The organism is Pyxidicoccus sp. MSG2, from assembly GCF_026626705.1.
GTDB lineage: Bacteria > Myxococcota > Myxococcia > Myxococcales > Myxococcaceae > Myxococcus.
The window spans coordinates 12,759,606-12,781,233 of record NZ_JAPNKC010000001.1 but is presented as its reverse complement, the minus strand read 5'-3'; the positions used below and the strand labels follow the sequence as shown (position 1 = coordinate 12,781,233).

2 protein-coding genes and 1 pseudogene (1 of these 3 running past the window's edge) are annotated in these 21,628 nt (G+C 73.4%); all 3 read left to right on the top strand.

The window, feature by feature from the left end; genetic code table 11:
* Positions 1 to 240 precede the first annotated feature (240 nt).
* Entirely contained in the window at positions 241 to 5,592 is a 5,352-nt protein-coding gene (locus OV427_RS48320) for a non-ribosomal peptide synthetase (RefSeq protein WP_267863040.1), read from the top strand.
* A complete protein-coding gene (locus tag OV427_RS48315) occupies positions 5,585 to 16,999 on the top strand; it encodes a non-ribosomal peptide synthetase/type I polyketide synthase (RefSeq protein ID WP_267863039.1) in 11,415 nt (3,804 codons plus the stop codon). The genes OV427_RS48320 and OV427_RS48315 overlap by 8 nt, the downstream gene beginning before the upstream one ends.
* Positions 16,996 to 21,628, top strand: a pseudogene (locus OV427_RS48310) (non-ribosomal peptide synthase/polyketide synthase) (its annotated part continues 10,735 nt past the right edge of the window); the annotation flags it as partial. The gene OV427_RS48315 and the pseudogene OV427_RS48310, both read left to right, overlap by 4 nt.

The window sequence follows — 21,628 nt, the reverse complement described above, 5'->3', positions numbered from 1 at the left end:
GGGGTTCAGGGGACGCTTGCACGCCCCTCTCCCTGGAGCCCTCGCGTCATACTCCGGGCGGGTGGGTCTTTCATGAACGGGTGTCTTTTCTGATTGCCCAGATTCCGCTAAACGTACGGGGAATCCGAGGGGGTCGCTGAGCGGAGCCGTCGGGCGGGCCCCCCTGGATTGCGGGTGGGGTGCGCGCGTGGGGTTTCCGTCTATGGCGCCCTCCTGGGAAGGCCCCCCGGGACTCACGACATGCACCTGCCGACGCGCGCCGACCCCGCCTCCGAATTCGTCTGTCCCGAGGACCTGACCTTCGTAGACCTCTGCCGCGCCCGGGCCTCGGCGCAGGGGGGACAGAACGTTTTCACCTTCCTGGATGAGGAAGGGGAGCGCACCGTCACCTACGCGGAACTGGACGCGGGCGCGCGGGCGGTGGCGGCACTGCTGCGGCGGCACCTGGCACCGGGCGACCGAGCGTTGCTCCTGTACCCGCCCGGCCGCGAGTACGTGCTCGGCTTCCTGGGCTGCCTGTACGCGGGCGTGGTGGCGGTGCCCGCGTATCCGCCGGACCCGATGCGGCTGGGGCGCACGCTGCCCCGGCTCCAGGCGCTGGTGGCGGACTGCGGGGCGCGGGTGGCGCTCACCACGTCCGGAATCTCGGCGATGGTGGAGCCGCTCACGGAGGACGCGCCGGACCTGCGCGCGCTGCGCTGGCTGGCCACGGACTCGGTGGCGGCGGAGGAAGCGGAGGCGTGGCGGCCGGTGGAATTGCACGGCGACGCGGTGGCGTTCCTCCAGTACACGTCGGGCTCCACGGGGACGCCGCGCGGCGTGGTGCTGCGGCACCGGCACCTGCTGCACAACTCGGGGCTGATCGCGCGCGGCTTCGACGCGGCCCCGAATCCGGTGGGCGTCATCTGGCTGCCGCCGTACCACGACATGGGGCTGATTGGCGGCATCCTCCAGCCGCTGTTCCGGGACATCCCCACCGTGCTGCTGCCGCCGCTGTTCTTCCTGCAACAGCCCATGCGGTGGCTGGAGGCGGTGTCTCGCTTCGGCGGAACGGTGAGCGGCGGGCCCAACTTCGCGTTCGACCTGTGTGTGCGCAAGAGCACACCGGAGGAGCGGGCCGCGCTGGACTTGAGCCGCTGGGAGGTGGCGTTCTGCGGCGCGGAGCCGGTGCGCGAGGAGACGCTGGAGCGCTTCGCGGAGGCCTTCGCGCCCTCGGGCTTCCGGCGCGAGGCGTTCTATCCCTGCTACGGGCTGGCGGAGGGGACGCTCATCGTCACTGGTGGCCGGCGCGCGGAGGCCCCGGTGGTGCGGCGCTTCGCTCGCGAGGGTCTGAGGCACGGCGAGGCTCGGGCGCCGGTGGACGGCGAGGTGGAGGCGGTGCTGGTGGGGTGCGGCGCGGCGCTGGGCGGGCAGGAGTTGCGCGTGGTGGACCCGGAGACGGGCGTGCCGTCCGCGCCGGGGCGGGTGGGGGAACTCTGGGTGCGTGGCCCCAGCGTGGCGGATGGGTACTGGCAGCGGCCGGAGGAGACCGCGCGCACGTTCCACGGTCGGCTGGCGGGCTCAGGGGACGGGCCGTACCTGCGCACCGGCGACCTGGGCGTCGTCGAAGGCGGCGAGGTCTTCGTCACCGGGCGGCTGAAGGACGTGCTGGTGCTGCGCGGGCGGAACCACTACCCGCAGGATTTGGAGCTGTCCGTGGAGCGCTGCCACCCGGGCCTGCGCCCCGGCTGCGGCGCTGCGTTCTCCGTGGAGGTGGACGGGGAGGAGCGGCTCACGCTGGTGCAGGAGGTCTCCGCGAAGGTGGCGGGGGACGTGGACACGGTGCTCACGCGCATCCGCGCGGCGCTGGCCGAGGAGCATGGCGTGGCCGCGCATGCGGTGGTGCTCATCTCCGCGGGCGCGCTGCCCAAGACGTCCAGCGGGAAGGTGCAGCGGCGCGCGTGCCGCGAGGCCTTCCTGGCCGGCACGCTGGACGTGGTGCGGGAGTGGCGCGAGGGACAGGTGGAGGACGCGGCGGGGTCGGGGACGCGGGACGAGCCCCGGGTCTCCGAGGTGTCCGCGGCAGGGCAGGGCGAGGTGCTCTCGTGGCTCGTGTCGCGCGTGTCGGGGCTGCTCGGTGTGGACGCGCGCGCGCTGGACGTGGATGCGCCGCTCACCCACTTCGGACTCGACTCGCTGCGCGCGCTGGAGGTGCTGCACGCGGTGGAGGAGGGGTGGCGCGTGTCGCTGCCGCCCGCGCTGCTGCTCCAGGGACCGAGCCTGCGCGAAGTCACGGCCTGGGTGGAGCAACGGCGCGGTGACGCGTCCGTGCGTTCGGAGGCGGTGCCGTCCACTCCCGCGAATGGCGCGACGTACGTGTCCGATGGTCAGCGCGCGCTGTGGTTCCTCCAGCGCATGGCTCCCGGGAGCACGGCGTACCATGTGGCCCGCGCGCTGCGGTTCACCTCGTCCGTGGATGCCGCGGTGCTCGCGCGCGTGTTCTCGACGCTCGTTACGCGACACCCGGCCCTGGCCTGCGCGTTCCCCGAGGAGCGCGGGGAGCCCGTGCTGCGGCCCTCGGCGTCCGTGCCGTCGCTGGAGCTGGAGGACGCTTCGGCGATGACGGTGGAGGTCTTGCGTGAGCGGCTCGATGCCGAGGCGCATCGGCCCTTCGACCTGGAGCACGGGCCGCTCGTCCGCGCGCGGCTGTTCACCGGGGTGCCAGGCGGGTCCGTGTTGTTGTTCGTGCTGCACCATCTGGTCACCGACTTCTGGTCGCTGGAGGTGCTGGCCGAGGAATTGGGCGCGCTCTACACCGCCGAGGTCCAGGGCACATCCGCCGCGCTGCTCCCGCCGCCTCCTCCCGCACCGGCCATCCTCCAGGCCCAGGATCCGCGCTACACGGGGCCTGCCGGTGACGCGCTCCAGGCCTGGTGGCGCGAGCGGCTGGGCGGCGAGCTGCCGGCGCTGGATCTGCCCACGTCGCGGCCTCGTCCCCGGCTCCAGTCCTTCCGGGGCGCCACGGTGTCGTTCCGCGTGGAGCCCCCGACGGCCGCGCGCCTGAAGGCACTGGCGCACGCGCATGGCGCCACGCCGTTCATGACGTTGCTGGCGGGGTACGTCGCCTTCCTGCGTCGCTACACAGGCCAGGAGGACGTCATCGTGGGCACGCCCACTGCGGGCCGCACGCGCGCGGACCTGTCGCGGCAGGTGGGCTACTTCGTCAACCCCGTGGCCCTGCGCGCACGCATGCCCCGCGCGCTGTCCTTCTCCGGACTGCTGGCGCAGGTGCGTGGCACCGTGCTGGAGGCGCTGGAGCACCAGGAGCTGCCCTTCGCCCGGCTCGTCGAGCGGCTCCATCCCCGGAGGGACGCGTCCCGCGCGCCCGTCTTCCAGGCGATGTTCGCGCTGCAGTCCGGCCGACCCGGGCGCGAGGCGCTGGGCGCGTTCGCCCTCGGAGAGCCGGGCGCACGGGCCCGCCTGGGGGCGCTGGAGCTGGAGTCCTTCCCCCTGGGCCACCGCGCCTCCGCCTTCGACCTCACGCTGATGATGGCGGAGGTGGACGGCGGCTTCTCGGCCAGCTTGGAGTACTGCGCGGACCTCTTCGACGCGGACGCCGCCGCGCGCATGGCCCGTCACCTGCGCGCGCTGCTGGAGGCGGCTTCCTCCGCACCTGACGTCCCGCTGGTGGAGCTGTCGCTGCTGGATGCGGACGAGCGGCGCGGCTTGCTGGACCTGGGGCGTCGAGCGGAGGCTCCGAAGCACGCTGCCGGCGCGGAGCTGCATACGTTGTTCGAGGCCTGGGCCGCGCGGACTCCCGATGCCGTGGCGCTCGTGGCCGGCGCCACCCGGTGGACGTATCGCGAGGTGGATGCGTGGGCCGGACGGCTCGCGGCCCGGCTGCGGCGTCATGGCGTGGGGCCCGAGGTGCGCGTGGGCACGTTGCTGGAGCGCGGTGGGCCGGAGGCGGTAGTGGCCTTCCTCGCAGTGCTCAAGGCGGGCGGAACGGTGGTTCCGTTCGAACCGGCACACCCTCCCGAGCGCGTGGCGTGGATGCTCGCGGATGCGGGCGCGCGGGTGTTGCTGGCGCATGGGCGGCTCGCGCAGCGCATCACCCTGCCGGAGGGCGTGCGAGCCCTGCTCTGGGAAGAACACGGCGCTCCGGGTCAGGCCGCCGAGGAACCCGTCGTGACTGGCACGTCGGTGCCGTCTTCGGACTGCGCGGCCTACGTCATCTACACGTCGGGCAGCACGGGGCGGCCCAAGGGCGTGGCGGTGACACACCGGGGCGCGGTGCACCTGTCCGAGTCCATGGGCGCGGGCCTTCCCTTCGGCCCGGGCGCGCGGGTGCTCCAGTTCTCCTCGCCATCCTTCGATGCCTCGGTGGCGGAGTACGTCCAGGCCCTCACCACCGGCGCCACGCTGCACCTGCCTCCGCCGGGTGAGTTGCTCGCTGGCGAAGCGCTGCACCGCGTGCTGAAGGAGCAGCGCATCACCGCGGTGACGCTGCCGCCGTCCGTCTCCACGCTGCTGCCGGAGGCGCCGCTCCCGGAGTTGACGATGCTCATGTCCGCGGGCGAAGCCTGCCCGGCGGACCTCGTGACGCGCTTCGCGAACGGCCGGACGTTCGTCAACGCGTATGGCCCCACCGAAGTCACGGTGTGCGCCACCTGGGAGCGCTGCTCGCCGGGAGACGTGGGCCCGCCACCCATCGGCCGGCCGCTGCCGCACATCGACGCGTATGTGCTGGACGAGGCGCTGCAACCCGTGCCCCTGGGCGTGGCGGGAGAGCTGTACGTGGGCGGGCCGTCCGTGGCGCGCGGCTACCTGGGCCGGCCGGACCTGACCGCCGAGCGCTTCGTGCCGGACGCGTACGGTGGCGAGCCCGGTGCGCGGCTGTACCGCACGGGCGACGTGGTGCGGTGGCGCGCGGACGGGCGGCTCGACTTCGTGGGCCGCGCGGACGCGCAGGTGAAGCTGCGCGGTTTCCGCATCGAGCCGGGCGAGGTGGAGGTGGCGCTGCGCGAAGTCGCCGGCATGCGGCAGGCCCATGTCACCGTGTGGCGGCCTCCCGCGGGCGGAGAGCCCCGGCTGGTGGCCTACGTGGTGCCCGCATCCGCTGAGCCGCTCGCGCCGGGCGAGGTGAAATCCCTGCTGCGCGCGCGGCTGCCTGAGCATCTGGTGCCCGCGGACATCATCCCGCTCGGCACGCTGCCGTTGATGGCGAGCGGCAAGGTGGACCCGCGTGCGCTGCCTCCTCCCGCGAGGGCCGCGGCGCCGGATGGTGCGCCCCGCACGCCGCTGGAGGAGTCCATCGCCCGCGCGTGGGCCGAAGTGCTGGGCCACCCGTCCGTCGGCGTACACGCACACTTCTTCGACGACCTGGGCGGCAGCTCGCTGGCGGCGGTGCGGGCGTGCTCGCGGCTGCGCGAGTCGCTCGGTCGGGACGTCCCCATCACCCACTTCTTCGAACATCCCACCGTCCACGCGCTCGCCCGGAGGCTGTCCGCCGAGGCGAAGCCCGAGACGGAAGGCGTCAAGCACCAGGAGCGCGCGGAGGCCCGCAGGCAGGTCCTCCAGCGGCGCGGAAGGAACACCCGAGGCCATGACTGAACAGGACACGACGACGGGCGTTGGTGGCAACGACATCGCTATCATCGGCATGGCCGGGCGCTTTCCCGGCGCCGCGGATCTGCGCGCCTTCTGGCGCAACCTGTGTGAGGGCGTGGAGTCCATCTCCCGCCTGAAGCCCGAGGTGCTGGAGGCGTCACCGTTGGTGCCCGAGTCGGTGCGCAAGCACCCCGACTTCGTGCCCGCGGCATCGGTGCTGGACGAGGGCGAGTCCTTCGACGCCGGCTTCTTCGACGTGCCGCCGCGCGAGGCGAAATGGATGGACCCGCAGCAGCGCGTCTTCCTGGAGTGCGCGTGGTCCGCGCTCGAGGACGCGGCGTATGACCCGGAGCGCTACGCGGGGAAGATTTCCCTCTACGCGGGCGCGGGACCGTCGCTGCACACGCTGTCGCTGCTGGGGCAGGGGAAGCTGGACCCGGCCTCGCTCTTCGAGTTGTTGGGCACCACGGGTGAGAACCTCGCGACGAAGGCGTCCTTCAAGCTGAAGCTGCGCGGCGAGAGCCTGGCCGTCTACACCGCCTGCTCCACGGGCCTGGTGGCCGTGCACATGGCCTGCCAGAGCCTGCTGCTGCGCCAGTCCGACATGGCCATCGCTGGAGCGGCGCGCCTGTCGCTGCCGCAGCGCACGGGCTACCTCTTCCAGGACGGGATGATTCTCTCCCCGGACGGACACTGCCGCGCCTTCGACGCGAAGGCGGCCGGCACGGTGCCGGGCAACGGCGTGACGGCGGTGGTGCTCAAGCCGCTGGAGGACGCGCTGCGGGACGGTGACCACGTGTACGCCGTCATCCGCGGCTCCGCGCTGAACAACGACGGTGGCCTGAAGGTGGGCTACACGGCGCCGAGCGTGGAGGGGCAGGCGGACGTCATCGGCGAGGCGCTGGCGTACGCGGGGCTGGAGGCGGGGGACATCGGCTACGTGGAGGCGCACGGCACCGGCACCGCGTTGGGTGACCCGATTGAAGTCGCGGCCCTCACGCGGGCGTACCGGCGGCAGACGGACCGGAAGGGCTACTGCGGCCTGGGCTCGGTGAAGACGAACATCGGCCACCTGGACACGGCGGCGGGCCTGGCCGGACTGATGAAGGCGGCGCTCGCGCTGCACCATGAAGAGCTGCCGCCCAGCCTCAACTTCGAGCGGCCCAATCCGGCCATCGACTTCGCGAACAGCCCCTTCTTCGTGGTGGATTCGCGGCGGCCCTGGCCTCGGGGGGACGTGCCCCGGCGCGCGGGTGTCAGCTCGTTCGGCATTGGCGGCACCAACGCGCACGCGGTGCTGGAAGAGGCGCCGCTGCCTCCGCCGCCCGCGCCGAGCGCCCGGCCCACGCAGGTGGTGACGCTGTCCGCCCGCACGGCGGGAGCGCTGGACGCGACGGCGGGGCAACTGGCGCACTGGCTGGAGTCCGCGCCCTCCGACGTGGCGCTCGCGGACGTGGCCTTCACACGCAACGTGGGGCGGCGCGGCTTCGGGCACCGGCGCGCCGTGGTGGCGAAGGACCGGGCGGACCTGCTGGCGAAGCTGCGGGCTCCGGGCAAGGCGCAGGTGCTGGAGGACGTGGCGGCGGCGCGCGAGCGGCGCGTGGCCTTCCTCCTTCCGGGGCAGGGCGCGCAGTCGGTGGGCATGGGGCGCGAGCTGTACGCAGCGGAGCCGGCGTACCGTGAGGCGCTGGATGCGTGCCTGGCGGGGCTGGGGCCGCAGCTGGAGACAGCGCTGCGCGGCGTGCTGCTGCCAGCGCCTGGAACGGAGACGGCCGCGCGCGACACGCTGGCGGACCCGCGCTTCGCGCTGCCGGCGCTGTTCTCCGTGGAGTACGCGCTGGCCCGGCTCTGGGAGGCGTATGGCGTGAAGCCGTACGCGCTGCTGGGGCATAGCTTCGGTGAGTACACGGCGGCGTGCCTCGCGGGGGTGATGCCGCTGGAGGACGCGCTGGCGCTGGTGACGGCGCGCGGGCGACTGATGGCGCGGCTGCCCGCGGGGAGCATGACGGCGGTGGGCGCGGCGGAGGAGGTGGTGCGTCCGCTGCTGACGGGTGGGCTGGCGCTGGCCGCGGTGAACGGGCCGGAGCGGTGCGTGGTGTCCGGGCCCACGTCCGAGGTGGACGCGCTGGAGCGCGAGCTGACGTCGCGAGGGCTCGGCGTGCTGCGGCTTCCGGCGGGGCACGCGTTCCACTCGGCGGACGTGGAGCCGCTGATGGACGAGCTGAAGCGCGTGGTGTCGGGGCTGCGGCTGTCCGCGCCCCAGGTGCCGTACGTGTCCAGCGTCACCGGCACGTGGATTCGCGCGGAGGAGGCGACGGACCCGGCGTACTGGGCGCGGCAGATGCGGGCGCCGGTGCGCTTCGGTGACGGGCTGGAGGCCCTGAAGGCCGACGGCTGCACCGTGTTCCTGGAGGTGGGGCCGGACCAGGCACTCACCGCGCTGGCTCGGCTGGGACTGCGCGGGCACGCGGGGCGGGCGGTGGCTTCGCTGCCGCGCGCGGGGGTGAAGGCGTCGGAGCACGAGGCGCTGAGCGAGGCGCTTGGCGCGCTGTGGGAGCAGGGCCTGGAGGTGCGCTGGCAGGACGTGTACGCGCACGAGCAGCGTCGGCGGTTGTCGCTGCCGACGTACCCCTTCGAGCGCCAGCCCTTCGGGGTGGAGGTGCCCACGGTCATTCCGGCCGTCGCCACGGCGCAGCCGACGACGCCCCTACATGCGGAACAGCAAGTCACGCCCGCGCCCGTGGCGGAGCTGCCGGCGGACAAGGCCGGGCCGCGCACGGACGTGGAGCGCAAGGTGCTGGACATCTGGCGCGAGCGGCTGGGGCGCACGGACTTCGGCATCCACGACGACTTCCTGGAGCTGGGCGGCAACTCGCTGATGGCGGCGCAGATGCTGACGCGCCTTCGCGAGGCCTTCCCCGTCCAACTCCCGCTGAGCGACTTGTTCGAGGCGCCCACCGTGGCGGGTGTGGCGGCGCGCATCCAGGCGCGGCTGGGCACGGGGGCGGAGAGCACGGAGGCGGCGCTGCCGCCCCTGGTGCGCGTCCCCCGTGACGGTGCGCTGCCGCTGTCCGTGGTGCAGGAGCGCGTCGTCGCCCTGGAGCAGGCGGTACCGGGCAACCCGGCGCTGAACATGTCGATGGTGCTGCGGATGAGCGGCACGCTGGACGTGGCGGTGCTGGAGCGGAGCCTGGAGGCGATGACGCGGCGGCATGAGGCGCTGCGCACGTCGTACCCCCAGGTGGACGGGCATACGGTGGTTCGCATTGCCCCGGAGCTGAAGCTGCCGCTGACGGCGGAGCAGGTGGCGGGTGCCACGCCAGAGGCGTGCGAGGCGGAGTCGCGCAGGCTCGTGCACGCGGAGACGGCGCGGCCGCTCGACATCGAGCGCGGGCCCGTGGTGCGCGCGCGGCTGCTGCGGCTGGCCCCGGACGAGCACCTGCTCGCCGTCACGGTCCACCACGTGGTGTGTGACACGTGGTCGCTGGTGGTGTTCGGACGGGAACTGGGAACGCTCTACGGCGCCTTCCAGCAGGGCCGGCCGTCGCCCCTGCCCGAGCTGGCGGTGCAGTACGCGGACTATGCGGCGTGGCAGCGGAAGGCGCTGGAGGTGGGCGCGTTCTCCTCGCAGGCCGCCGCGTGGCGCGAGCGCCTGGTGTCGCTGCCGGGCGCGCTGGACCTGCCGGTGGACCGTCCGCGTCCGGAAGGTCCCGCGCTGGGCGGCGCTCGCCGCAACGTGGGCTTCTCTCCGGAGATGACCCGCGCGGTGCATGCGCTGGCGCAGCGCGAGGGCGTCACCCCGTTCATGGTGATGCTGGCGTCCTGGAAGGCGCTGCTGGCGCGCTGGTCGGGCCGCGATGACCTGGTGGTGGGCACGCCCATCGGCAACCGGAGCCGTCCGGAATTGGAGCCGGTCATCGGCTACGTGGCGCACGCGGTGCCGCTGCGCACGGACCTGTCCGGCGACCCGAGCTTCCGCGAGCTGCTCGGGCGCGTGCGGGACGTGATGCTGGAGGCGTACGCCCACCCGGACGTGCCCTATGAGCACCTGATGAAGGAAATCGAGCCCGCGAAGGACACGGGCCGCGAGCGCGTCTTCGACTCGCTGTTCATCCTGCACAACCGCTTCGAGCCGCACCTGGAGCTGCCGGGCCTGCGGATGAGCCTGATGGAGGTCCAGGACGGACCGGCGCAGTTCGGCGCCGTGCTGTCATCCCTCTCCATCTCCATGGGCGAGGGCGAGGAGGGTTTCTCCGGCACGCTGGACTATGCCGTGGAGCGCTTCGAGCCCGCGACGATGGAGCGACTGATGGCGCACTGGGATGCATTGCTCGCCGCCGCGGTGGCGGCTCCAGAGCTGCGTTTGTCCGCGTTGCCGCTGGCCCCGGTGCAGGCCCCTTCGCTGCCGGAGTCCAGGGACGCGCGCGCGACGGTGCCCGCGGTGTCGCTGCTGGAGGCGCGGGCCGCGAAGGAGGCTCGCGCCGTGGCGCTCACGGTGGGCGCACGGAGCGTCACCTGGAGCGAGCTGCGTGAGAAGGCGCGGCGGCTCGCGGCGGTGCTGGTGGCCCGCGACGTGGGGCCCGAGGTGCTGGTGGCCGTGTGCCTGGAGCCCTCCGTGGAGCGCGTGGTGGCGCTCTGGGCGGTGCTGGAGGCCGGTGGTGCGTATGTGCTGCTGTCCGTGCCGCGGCTTCGCGAGCTGTCCTCGCTCGCGCCCGACGGCGGCCCGGCGCCCCTGCTGCTCACCCACGAGCGTGTGCGGACGAGCGTGACGCTGGATGCCGCCCGCGTGCTGCATGTGGACACGCTGCTCGCGGAAGGGAAGGGCACGGACGCGTTGGCTCGCGCGTCACTCCTGCCGGGGGCCGGGGCCCCGAGCGCGGCGCATCCCCTGGAGACCCTTTCGGAGTCGATGCTCCGGGCCTCGCGCGCGGACGCTCTCACGCGGCACCGTCCGGCGAACGTGGCGGCGGAGACGATGGTGTGCCTGGAGCCAAGAGTTGGCCCCTCGGGCGACCGGCTCCGCGCCATCCACACGCACCGCACGGTGGCGGACCTGTTCCACCACCTGGACGCGGCAGGCCACGCGGCGGAAGGCGCGTGGCTCGCGGCGGAGGAGACCCACTCGCCGGGCTCGGACCTGGAGCTGCTGTGGGCCCTCACGCGGGGCTTGCGCGTGGTGCTTCCCGAGGAGCGGGCCCGTTTCAGCCTGCTGTCGGCGGGCTCGGGGGCCGCGCGCCGGGGGCCGGACTTCAGCCTGTCGTTCTTCGCCAACGACGAGGACTCGCTCGGTGGGCGCAAGTACCGGCTGCTGCTGGAGGCGGCGAAGTTCGCGGACGCGAATGGCTTCTCCGCGGTGTGGACGCCGGAGCGGCACTTCCATGCCTTCGGTGGCCTCTACCCGAGGCCGGCCGTGGTGGGCGCGGGCGTGGCCACGGTGACGGAGCGCGTGGGCATCCGCGCCGGCAGCGTGGTGCTCCCGCTGCATGACCCCGTCCTCGTGGCGGAGGAGTGGTCCGTCCTGGACAACCTGTCCGACGGCCGCGTGGGTGTGTCCTTTGCCTCGGGCTGGCATGCCAACGACTTCGTCTTCGCGCCGGACCGGTACGCGCGCCGCAAGGAGGTCATGCTCCGAGGCGTCGAGGAGGTCCGGACGCTGTGGCGCGGAGGCACGGTGCGCCGCCGTAATGGTGCGGGCGACGAGGTGGAGTTGTCCCTCCGCCCGCGCCCCGTCCAGAAGGACCTGCCCGTCTGGCTCACCGCCGCGGGCAGCCCGGAGACGTTCCGCCTGGCGGGCGAGTTGGGCGCGTACGTGCTCACCAACCTGATGGGCCAGCACCTGGAGGAATTGGCCGCGAAGGTGGCGCTGTACCGCGAGGCCTGGCGCCAGCACGGGCACGCGGGCCGGGGGCACGTGAGCCTGATGATGCACACGTACCTGGGCGCTGACCCCGCGGGGGTGCGCGAGCGCGTGCGCCAGCCGCTCCTCAACTACTTCCGCAGCTCACTGGACATCCTCGCGGGCTTCATCGCCAGCCAGGGACTGAAGATGGACCCGCGCTCGCTGACGCCCGCGGATGTGGACGCGCTGCTGGAGCACGGGCTGGAGCGTTACCTGGAAGACGGCGGCCTCTTCGGCACGCCCGACTCCTGCGGGCCCGTGGTGGAGCGCGTGCGCGGGCTCGACGTGGATGAGGTGGCCTGCCTCGTGGACTTCGGCGTGGAGGTGGACGCGACGCTCGAAGGGCTGCGGCATCTGGATGCGCTGCGCGGTCGCTACGCACCGGAGCCGGGAGCACCGGTTCCCGTCGTGATGCTCCAGGAGGGGCCCGGTGCGGCGGAGGCGCTGCTGTCACTGGTGCGCGAGACGGGCATCACCCACCTGCACTGCACGGTGGCGCAGGCCCGCGCGCTGTCGGAAGTGCACGGAGCCGCCGGAGTCCTTCGCCGCGTGCTGCTGGAGGGTGCGACGCCAGACGATGCGGCCTCGCTGGCCCGCTCGCTGGGTGCGGAGGTCGTGCGCCACGACGTGGGGCTCGGCGCGTGGCTCGCATCCGGGAATGGAAGCTCCGTTCCGTTCGAGGTCGTCGACGCGCGGGGCCGACCGGTGCCTCCGGGTGTGGTGGGCGAGCTGGCCGTCACGGGCGCGGGTGTCCCTCGCGGCTTCTGGAACGCGCCGGGCACCGCGTCGCTTCGCATCGTCCAGGCCACGGAAGCGGCGGAGCGCAGGCTGATGACGGGCCGCCGCGCGCGGCGCCGTGGCGACGGTTCGCTGGAGTTGCTGGCCGCCGTGCCAGTGCCGACACGCCGTCCGAAGCCGCCGAAGGTCGCGGCGACGCCCGGGGCCTCGGCGAAGAAGCCCGAGGGCCCTCCGCCGATTCCGCGTGTCCCGCGAGAGGGGCCGCTGCCGCTGTCCTTCGCGCAGCAGCGGCTCTGGTACCTGGACCACCTGGAGCCGGGGAACGTGGCCTACAACAACGCCGTCACGCTCGTGATGAGCGGCACGTTGGATGTGGCCTCGCTGGAGCGCGCCCTCAACGAGGTGGTGCGCCGGCACGAAATCCTCCGGACCACCTTCGCCATGGCGGACTCGGGCTCGGTGCAGGTCATCGCACCGTCGCTTGAGGTGCCCATCGTTCTGGCCGTGGCCGAAGGCGCGGGCGAGGACGACGTCTCCGCCTGGGCGAAGCAGGAGGCGCGCCGCCCGTTCGACCTCCAGACCGGCCCGCTGATGCGCGCGGCCCTGCTGCGGGTGAGCGACACCGAGCACGTGCTGCTGCTCGTGCTGCACCACATCGTCTCGGACGGCTGGTCCGCGGGCGTGATGATGCACGAGCTGGCGCGGCTGTACGCGGCCTTCATGGAAGGCCAGCCGTCGCCGCTGCCCGCGCTGCCCGTGCAGTACGCGGACTACTCCGTCTGGCAGCAGGAGTGGATGCGCGGCCCCGAGCTGAAGGCCGAGCAGGACTGGTGGCGTGAGGTGCTGTCCGACGTGCCCGTGCTGCGCCTGCCCACGGACCGGCCCCGGCCTCCGGTGCAGACGTACCCCGGCGCGCGATTGCCCGTCACCGTGCCGAAGCGACTGGCGGAGTCCCTGGCCGCGGTGGGCCGTCGAGAGGGCGCCACGCCCTTCATGGTGCTGATGGCGGCATGGCAGTCCCTGCTGCACGCGTACTCCGGCCAGGAGGACTTCGCGGTGGGCACGCCAGTGGCGGGCCGCAACCGCCCGGAGGTGGAGCCGCTCATCGGCTGCTTCATCAACTCCATCGCCCTGCGTGCGGACCTGTCGGGCGACCCGACCTTCGTCGAGATGCTCGGCCGCGTGCGCCGCTCCGCGCTCGGCGGCTTCGCGCACCAGGAGGTGCCCTTCGAGAAGCTGGTGGACGCGCTCCACGTGGCCCGTGACTTGAGCCACACGCCCATCTTCCAGACGATGCTCGTGCTGCACAACACGCCCGCGCCCGAGCTGTCCCTGGCCGGCGTGCACATCCGCAGCCGCGTCGTCCCCACGGGCGCCACCAAGCTGGACCTCACGCTGGAGCTGGTGGAGTCGAAGGAGGGGCTGGCGGGCGCCATCGAGTACAACACCGACCTCTTCGACGCCGACACCATCTCCCGGCTGTCGGAGCACCTGCTCCGCCTGCTGGAGTCCGTGGCCGCCGCTCCCGAGCAGCGGTTGTCGCGGCTTTCCCTCCTGTCCGAGGCCGAGCTGCGGCGACTGCTGGTGGAGTGGAATCCGTCCGTGGCCCCCGAGCCCTCCGGCTCGGACACGGTGCCCGCGCGCTTCGCGGCACAGGTGGCTCGTACGCCGGACGCGGTGGCGGTGGAGGACGGCACGCGGCGGCTCACCTACCGTGAGGTGGACGTGCTGTCCGCGCGGCTCGCGCGGTATCTGCACGACCTGGGCGTGGGAGCGGATGCCGTCGTGGCGCTCGCGCTGGTGCAGCCCGCGGACGTGGTGGCGGGAATGCTCGGCGTCATGCGCGCGGGGGCCGCGGCGGTGGTGCTCGACGTGGAGCATCCCGCGGAGCGGATCTCCGGCATCCTCGAGGACACGCGGGCGCGCGCAGTCGTCACATCCAGGGCGTGGGCCGCACGAGTGCCCGCGCGCGAGGGCACGGCAGTGGTGTCGCTGGAGTCCCTGCCCGAAGCGGGCGCGGAAACGCCGGGGCCCGAGGCGCACCATGCGGCGTGCATCGTCTACACTTCCGGCTCCACGGGCCGGCCGAGGGGCGTGGTGCTGGAGCACCGGCAGCTCGTGTCCGCGACGCGGGCCCGGCGCGCGGTGTACGGCGTGCCTGGCGTCGTGCTGTCGCTGGCGCCGTTCACCTTCGATGCCTCGCTGGCGGGCCTGCTCTGGTCCCTCTTCGAGGGCGGCACGCTGCGCTACCCGGACATGGAGGAGCGCGAGGACCCGCGGAAGCTCGCGGAGTTGATGGCGAAGGCGGGCATCACGCACCTCATCTCCGTGCCGGCGCTCTACGGGCAGGTGCTCGCGGCGGCGCCGCCGGGCGGACTGTCCGGCCTGCGCGCGGTGAGCGTGGGCGGCGAGGCGTGCCCGCTGGAGCTGGCCCGCGCGCACCACGAGGCGCTGCCCACGGTGGCGCTGTTCAACGAGTACGGCCCCACCGAGGCCACAGTCTGGAGCACCGTGCACCGCGTGCGTCCGGACGAGCAGGGCAGCGTGCCCATCGGCCGGGCGGTGCCCGGGGCCCGCGTGTACCTGCTGGATGCACGGCGCCAGTTGATGCCTCCCGGCGCGCCGGGCGAGCTGTACGTGGGCGGCACCGGTGTGGCGCGGGGCTACCTGGGCCAGCCGACGCTCACCGCCGAGCGTTTCGTGGCGGATGCCTTCGACGGGCGTCCCGGCGCGAGGATGTACCGCACGGGAGACCTGGCGCGCTGGCGCACGGACGGGACGCTGGAGTTCCTGGGCCGCTCCGACACGCAGGTGAAGGTGCGGGGCTTCCGCATCGAACCGGGCGAGGTGGAGGCCGCGCTGGTCGCGAGCCCCGCGGTGAAGGAGGCCGCGGTGGTGGCGAGGGAGGACGGCAAGGGGCCGAAGCGGCTCGTCGCCTACGTCGTCCCCGCGACGGAGGGGAACACCGAGGCGCTGACCACCACGGAGATGAAGGCGTGGCTGCTGTCCCGCCTGCCGCCGTACATGGTGCCCGCCGCGTACGTGACGCTGGCCGCCCTGCCGCGCACGCGTCACGGCAAGGTGGACACCCGCGCGCTGCCCGCGCCCGACGCGGGCTCGGCGGAGGCTCGAGGCGCTCCCGCCGTGGCGCCGCGCACGGAGGTGGAGGAGAAGCTCGTGGCCCTCTGGCGCGAGGTGCTCCATGTGGAGCGCGTCGGCATCCACGATGACTTCTTCGAGCTGGGGGGCGACTCCATCCTCGGCTTGCAGATCATCACCCGCGCTCGCGCGGCCGGCATCGAGCTGTCCCCGAAGCAGCTCTTCCAGAACCCCACGGTGGCGCGGCTGGCCACCGTCGCGGGGACGCGGCTCGCCGTGCAGGCCGAGCAGGGGCCCGTGGTGGGACCGGTGGCGCTCACGCCGATTCAGCGCTGGTTCTTCGAGCTGGGGCTGGAGGCGCCGCACCACTGGGACATGTCGCTGCTGCTCGACGTGAAGACGGCGCTGGACCCGGCGTTGCTGGAGCGGGCGCTGGCGCACGTTCTGGATCACCACGACGCGCTCCGCCTGCGCTTCGCTCGCGCGGAGGACGGCTGGCACCAGGCGTCCGTGGCTCCGGGCGAGCCCGTGACGGTGGAGCACGCGCGGCTGGAGCAGGCGGAAGCGCTGCAAGCGTCGCTGCGGCTGGACGGCCCGCTGGTGAAGGCGGCGCTGCTGGAGTCGGACGCGGGGCGGCCTGCGCGGCTGATGCTGGCGGTGCACCACTTGGTGGTGGACGCGGTGTCGTGGCGCATCCTGCTGGAGGACCTGGCGGCGGTGTATGCGCAGCTCGCGACGGGCGCGGCGGTGCGGCTGCCGCCCAAGACGACGTCCTTCCAGGTCTGGGCGCGCGGGCTGGAGTCACTGGCGCGCTCGGAGAAGCTGGCGGCGGAGCGCGCGTGGTGGCTGGAGCGGCCGTGGGGCGAGGTGGCGCGGCTGCCCCTGGACTTCTCCGAAGGCGTCAACACCGAGGCCACCGCGCGCACGGTGCGCGTGACGCTGGACGCGGAGGAGACGAAGGCCCTGCTGCACGACGTGCCCAAGGCGTGGCACACGCAACCACAGGACCCGCTGCTCACCGCGCTGGCGCAGGCGCTCGCCGCCTGGACGGGGAAGAGCACGGCGCTGGTGGACGTGGAGGGCCATGGCCGCGAGGAGGTACTCCCGGGCGTGGATGTCTCCCGCACGGTGGGCTGGTTCACGCGCTTCTTCCCGGCGCTCCTGGACCTGCGAGGCACGCACGGGCCGGGCGAGTCCCTGCGCGCGGTGAAGGAAGGACTGCGTGCAGTGCCGTCGCAGGGCATGGGCTGGGGCCTGCTGCGGTACGTGGCGAAGGACGCGTCGCTGGCGGCGCTGCCTTCAGCCGAGGTCGGCTTCAACCACCTGGGTCAGGTGGACGGGGCTGTGGACGCGGGGGCGCCCTTCGCGCTCGCGCCGGAAGGGGAATCGCTGCGGCAGCGGGCCCCGAGCTCGCGCCGCCCGTACGCGCTCGACGTGACGAGCGCGGTGCGTGACGGCCGGCTCGAGGTGCTGTGGACGTTCAGTGAGGCGCTGCACCGTCGCGAGACGGTGGTGGCCGTGGCGGAGGACTTCCTCGCGCGGCTCAAGGCCCTGGTGGTGGCGTCGCGGGCGCCGGATGCGGGAGGCCACTCCCCGTCCGACTTCCCGTTGGCCAAGGTGAAACAGGCGCAGTTGGACAAGCTGTCCGCCCGCTTCGGGAAGAAGACGCGATGAGTGACAACCTCGAGGACCTGTACCCGCTGTCGCCCCTGCAGGGCGGCATGCTCTTCCACGCGCTCGCGGAGCCCGGACACGGGCTGTATTTCAACCAGCTCGTCTGCGAGCTGCGCGGGCGGTTGGATCTGGGGGCCTTCACGCGCGCGTGGCAGGGCACGGTGGCGGCGCACCCGGTGCTGCGCACGGCCCTCGTCTGGGACGACGTGGACGAGCCCGTCCAGGTGGTGCTGCGCGAGGTGGATCTGCCGCTGCGCGTGGAGGACTGGCGCGACCTGTCCCCCGAGGCCCGCGAGGCCCGGCTGACGGCCTTCCTGGAGCAGGACCGGCGTGACGGCTTCGACCTGTCCCGCGCGCCGCTGGTGCGGCTGACGCTGCTGCGCACCGCGGACGACGCGCATCGGCTCGTGTTCAGCCACTCGCACCTGGTGCTGGACGGCTGGTCCGTGCCGCTGGTGCTGCGCGACGTCTTCGCGCTGTACGAGGGCGCGCTCGCGGGCCGGACGCCGAGGCTCACGTCGCCGCGTCCCTATGGGGACTACATCGGCTGGCTGGCGGAGCACGAACTGTCCGTCTCGGAGGCCTTCTGGCGCCGCGAGCTGGCGGGCTTCCACGAGCCCACCGCCACGGGCGCGGGGCAGGGCGAGGGCCCGGGCCGCGCCACGCGAGTGCTGCACCTGCCCGCGGACACCACGGCCGCGCTGAATGCCTTCGCGCGACGGCACGGGCTCACCGCGCACACGCTGGTGCAGGGCGCGTGGGCCATGGTGCTGGGCCACCTGTCGGGCTCCGAGGACGTCGTCTTCGGCACCACCGTCTCCGGGCGTCCGCCGGACCTGGCGGGCGTGGAGGAGATGGTCGGCCTGTTCATCAACACCCAGCCGGTGCGCGTGCGACTGTCGCCGGACACCCCGTGGGTGGAGTGGCTGCGCCGGATTCAAGAGGTGCAGGTGGAGGCGCGTCAGCACGAGCACGCGCCGCTGGTGAAGGTACAGCGCTGGAGCGACGTGCCCGCGGGCACCGCCCTTTTCGACACGCTGGTCGTCTTCGAGAACTACCCGCTGGACGCCGCGCTGACCTCCGCTTCGCGCGCGCTGGAGGTGCGTGACGTGCGGGCGATGGAGGCGGACCACCATGCCCTCACGCTCATCTCCTCCAACGGTTCGCGGCTGCCGCTGCACCTGCGCTATGACCGCACGCGCTTCACCGAGGCGTTCGCGGACGCGCAGCTCGAGAGGCTGCGCCGGGTGCTGGAGGCGATGGCCGCGCGCCCCGAGGGCCGCCTGGGCGAGCTGCCCCTGCTGTCCGACGCCGAGCGCCACCAGCTCCTCGTCGCGTGGAACGACACGCGCACGGACTTCCCCACCGAGGCCACCGTGCACGGCCTCTTCGAGGCCCAGGTCGAGCGCACGCCGGACGCGGTGGCCGTGCGCATGGGCGACACGCGGCTCACCTTCCGGGAGCTGGAGTCCCGAGCCAACCAGCTCGCGCACCACCTGCGTGGTCTGGGCGTGCGACGCGGGACGCTGGTGGGCCTGTGCTTCCGCCGCTCCCCGGACATGGTGGTGGCGCTGTGGGCCGTGCTGAAGGCGGGTGGGGCGTATGTGCCCATCGACCCGGCCTGGCCGGCGTCGCGCCTGTCGTTCCTCCTGGAGGACACGGGCGTGCCGGTGCTGCTCACCGAGGATGCGCTGGCGGATGCGCTGCCCGTGTCCTCGCAGTTCCTCGTGTGCCTGGACTCCGAGTGGGCGCGCACCGCCGGCCGTGAGCCCGTCACGCCGCCCGAGCCGCTGGCCACCGCGGACGACCTCGCGTACCTCATCTACACCTCCGGCAGCACGGGGCGCCCCAAGGGCGTCATGGTGGAGCACCGGGGCGCGGTGAACTACCTGTGCTGGGCCATCCGCGCCTACGGCATCGCCGAGGGCAGCGGCTCGCCGGTCCACTCGCCGCTGTCCTTCGATTTGACGGTGACGAGCCTCCTCGCGCCGCTGATTGCCGGACGGCCCGTGGTGCTGGTGTCGGAGGAGGCGGGCGTGGAGGGCCTGGGCGAAGCGCTGCGCGCGGGCAGCCACTTCAGCCTGGTGAAGCTCACGCCCACGCACCTGAGAATGCTGGCGCAGCAGCTCCGGCCCGAGGAGGCCGCCGGCCGCACGCGCGCCTTCGTCATCGGTGGCGAGGCGCTGACGGCCGAGGGCGTGGCCTTCTGGCGCGAGCACGCGCCGGAGACGCGGCTCATCAACGAGTACGGCCCCACCGAGACGGTGGTGGGCTGCTGCGTGTACACGGTGAGCGCCACGGACCCGGCGAGCGGCCCGCTGGCCATCGGCCGGCCCATCGCCAACACGCGCCTGTACGTCCTGGACGCGCACCTGCGGCCGGTGCCCGTGGGCGTGCCGGGAGAGCTGTATATCGGCGGTACGGGCGTGGCGCGCGGCTACTGGCGCCGGCCGGAGCTGACGGCGGAACGCTTCGTCCCGGATGCCTTCGGCAATGAGCCCGGGGCGCGGCTGTACCGCACGGGAGACCGCGTGCGCTGGCGCGCGGACGGACGGCTGGAGTACCTGGGCCGCACCGACTTCCAGGTGAAGGTGCGCGGCTACCGCATCGAGCTGGGAGAGATTGAAGCCGCACTGCGGGCGCACCCCTCGGTGGGCGACGCGGTGGCGGTGGTGCGGGACGACGGGCCCTCGGGCGCGAGGCTCGTGGCCTATGCCGTGCCGCAGGACGAAGGTGCCGCGAAGCCGGACCCCGCGCTGCTGAAGGCGTGGCTGTCCGAGCGGCTGCCCGAGTACATGGTGCCCTCGGCCATCGTCGCGCTGGACGTGTTGCCGCTGTCGTCCAACGGCAAGGTGGACCGGCGCGCGCTGCCAGCGCCGGAGCGCGCGGTGGAGGTGGCGGAGACGTGGGTGGGGCCGCGCGATGCGCGCGAGGAGGCACTCGCGGCCATCTGGGCACAGGTGCTCGGGCGCGAGCGCGTGGGCATCCACGACGACTTCTTCGAGCTGGGCGGCGACTCCATCCTCGGCATCCAGATCATCTCCCGCGCCGCGCAGGCCGGGCTGCACCTTACCGCGAAGCAGCTCTTCGACTTCCCCACGGTGGCGCGGCTGGCGGCGGTGGCCGCGGAAGCGCCCGCCGTCGCGGCGGAGCAGGGGCCGGTGACGGGGCCGGTGGAGCCCACCCCCATCCAGCGCTGGTTCTTCGAGCGCGAGCTGGCGGAGCCGCACCACTTCAACCAGGCCCTGCGCTTCACCTTGCGCGAGCGTGTGACCGCGGAGCACATGGAACGTGCGCTCCAGCACCTGCGCGAGCACCACGACACCCTGCGCCTGCGCTTCACGCGAGACGGGCAGGGCCCGTGGCGTCAGGAGCTGGCTGGCGTGGAGGGGACGCTGCCGCTCGAGAAGGTGGACCTCTCCGGGCTGGCGCTGGACGCACGCCGTGCGGCGCTGGAGTCCCACGCCCTCGAGGCCCAGGTGGGGATGGACCTGGCCACGGGCGACATCGCGCGGGCCGTGCTGTTCGACCTGGGGCCGGATGCGCCGCAGGAACTGCTGCTCGTCATCCACCACCTCGCGGTGGACGCCGTGTCGTGGCGAGTGCTGCTGGAGGATCTGCTCACCGCGTACCGACAGCTCCGGACGGATGAGTCCGTGAGGCTGCCGCCGAAGACGCTGTCCTATGCTGCCTGGGCCGCGAAGCTGGTGGAGCACGCCCGCACACCGACAGCGCGCGAGGAGGCGTCCTTCTGGCTCGGGCTCCCCTGGGAGCGTGTGGGACGGCTTCCTCTGGACGTGCAGAACGGCGCCGCCAACACGGAGGGCGCGGCGGGGCTCGTGGAAGTCTCCCTGGAGCCCGCCGAGACGCAGGCGCTGCTACAGGACGTGGCGAAGGCGTGCCGCGCGAGGCCGGACGAGCTGCTGCTGGGCACGCTGGCCCACGTGCTGCGCCAGTGGACGGGCGCGCCGTGCGTGCGCGTGGAGCTGGAGGGACACGGCCGCGAGGAGCTCTTCGAAGGCGCGGACCTGTCGCGCACGGTGGGCTGGTTCACCAGCATCTACCCCGTGCTGCTGGAGGAGACGGGGAAGGGCCCCGGCGCGTGGCTGCGCTCCGCGAAGGAGGCGCTGCGGCGCATTCCGGGCAAGGGCGTGGGCTACGGCGTGCTGCGCTACCTGTCGCCGGACCGCGAGCTGCGGGAGCGGCTGCGCGCGCTGCCACCGCCGGAGGTGGGCTTCAACTACCTGGGGCAGCTCGACACCGTGCTGCCTCCAACGGCGCCGCTCGCGCTGTCGGACGGGCCCGTGGGCCCCACGCGTGCGGCGGGCGGGAAGCGGGCGCACCTGCTCGACGTGGACTGCGCCGTCACCGGGGGCCGGCTGCGGCTGATGCTCACGTACGGCTCGGGCCTCCACCGGCGCGAGACGGTGGAACGGCTGGCCACGGAGCTGCGTGAGGCGCTGCGCGAACTCATCGCGCACGGCACGTCTGAGGATCCGCGCGGGCTGGCGCCCTCGGACTTCCCGCTGGCGGGGCTGGGGCAGGGCGCGCTGGATGCGCTCGCCGACCGGCTGGTCGAGAAGGGCGGGCGCCTGCGCGACGTGGAGGACCTCTACCCGCTGTCGCCGC

What these genes read in the sequence shown, in the direction of transcription:
- OV427_RS48320 (WP_267863040.1), top strand. Translation starts at nt 241, where the DNA reads ATGCACCTGCCGACGCGCGCCGACCCCGCCTCCGAATTCGTCTGTCCC.
- OV427_RS48315 (WP_267863039.1), top strand. Translation starts at nt 5,585, where the DNA reads ATGACTGAACAGGACACGACGACGGGCGTTGGTGGCAACGACATCGCT.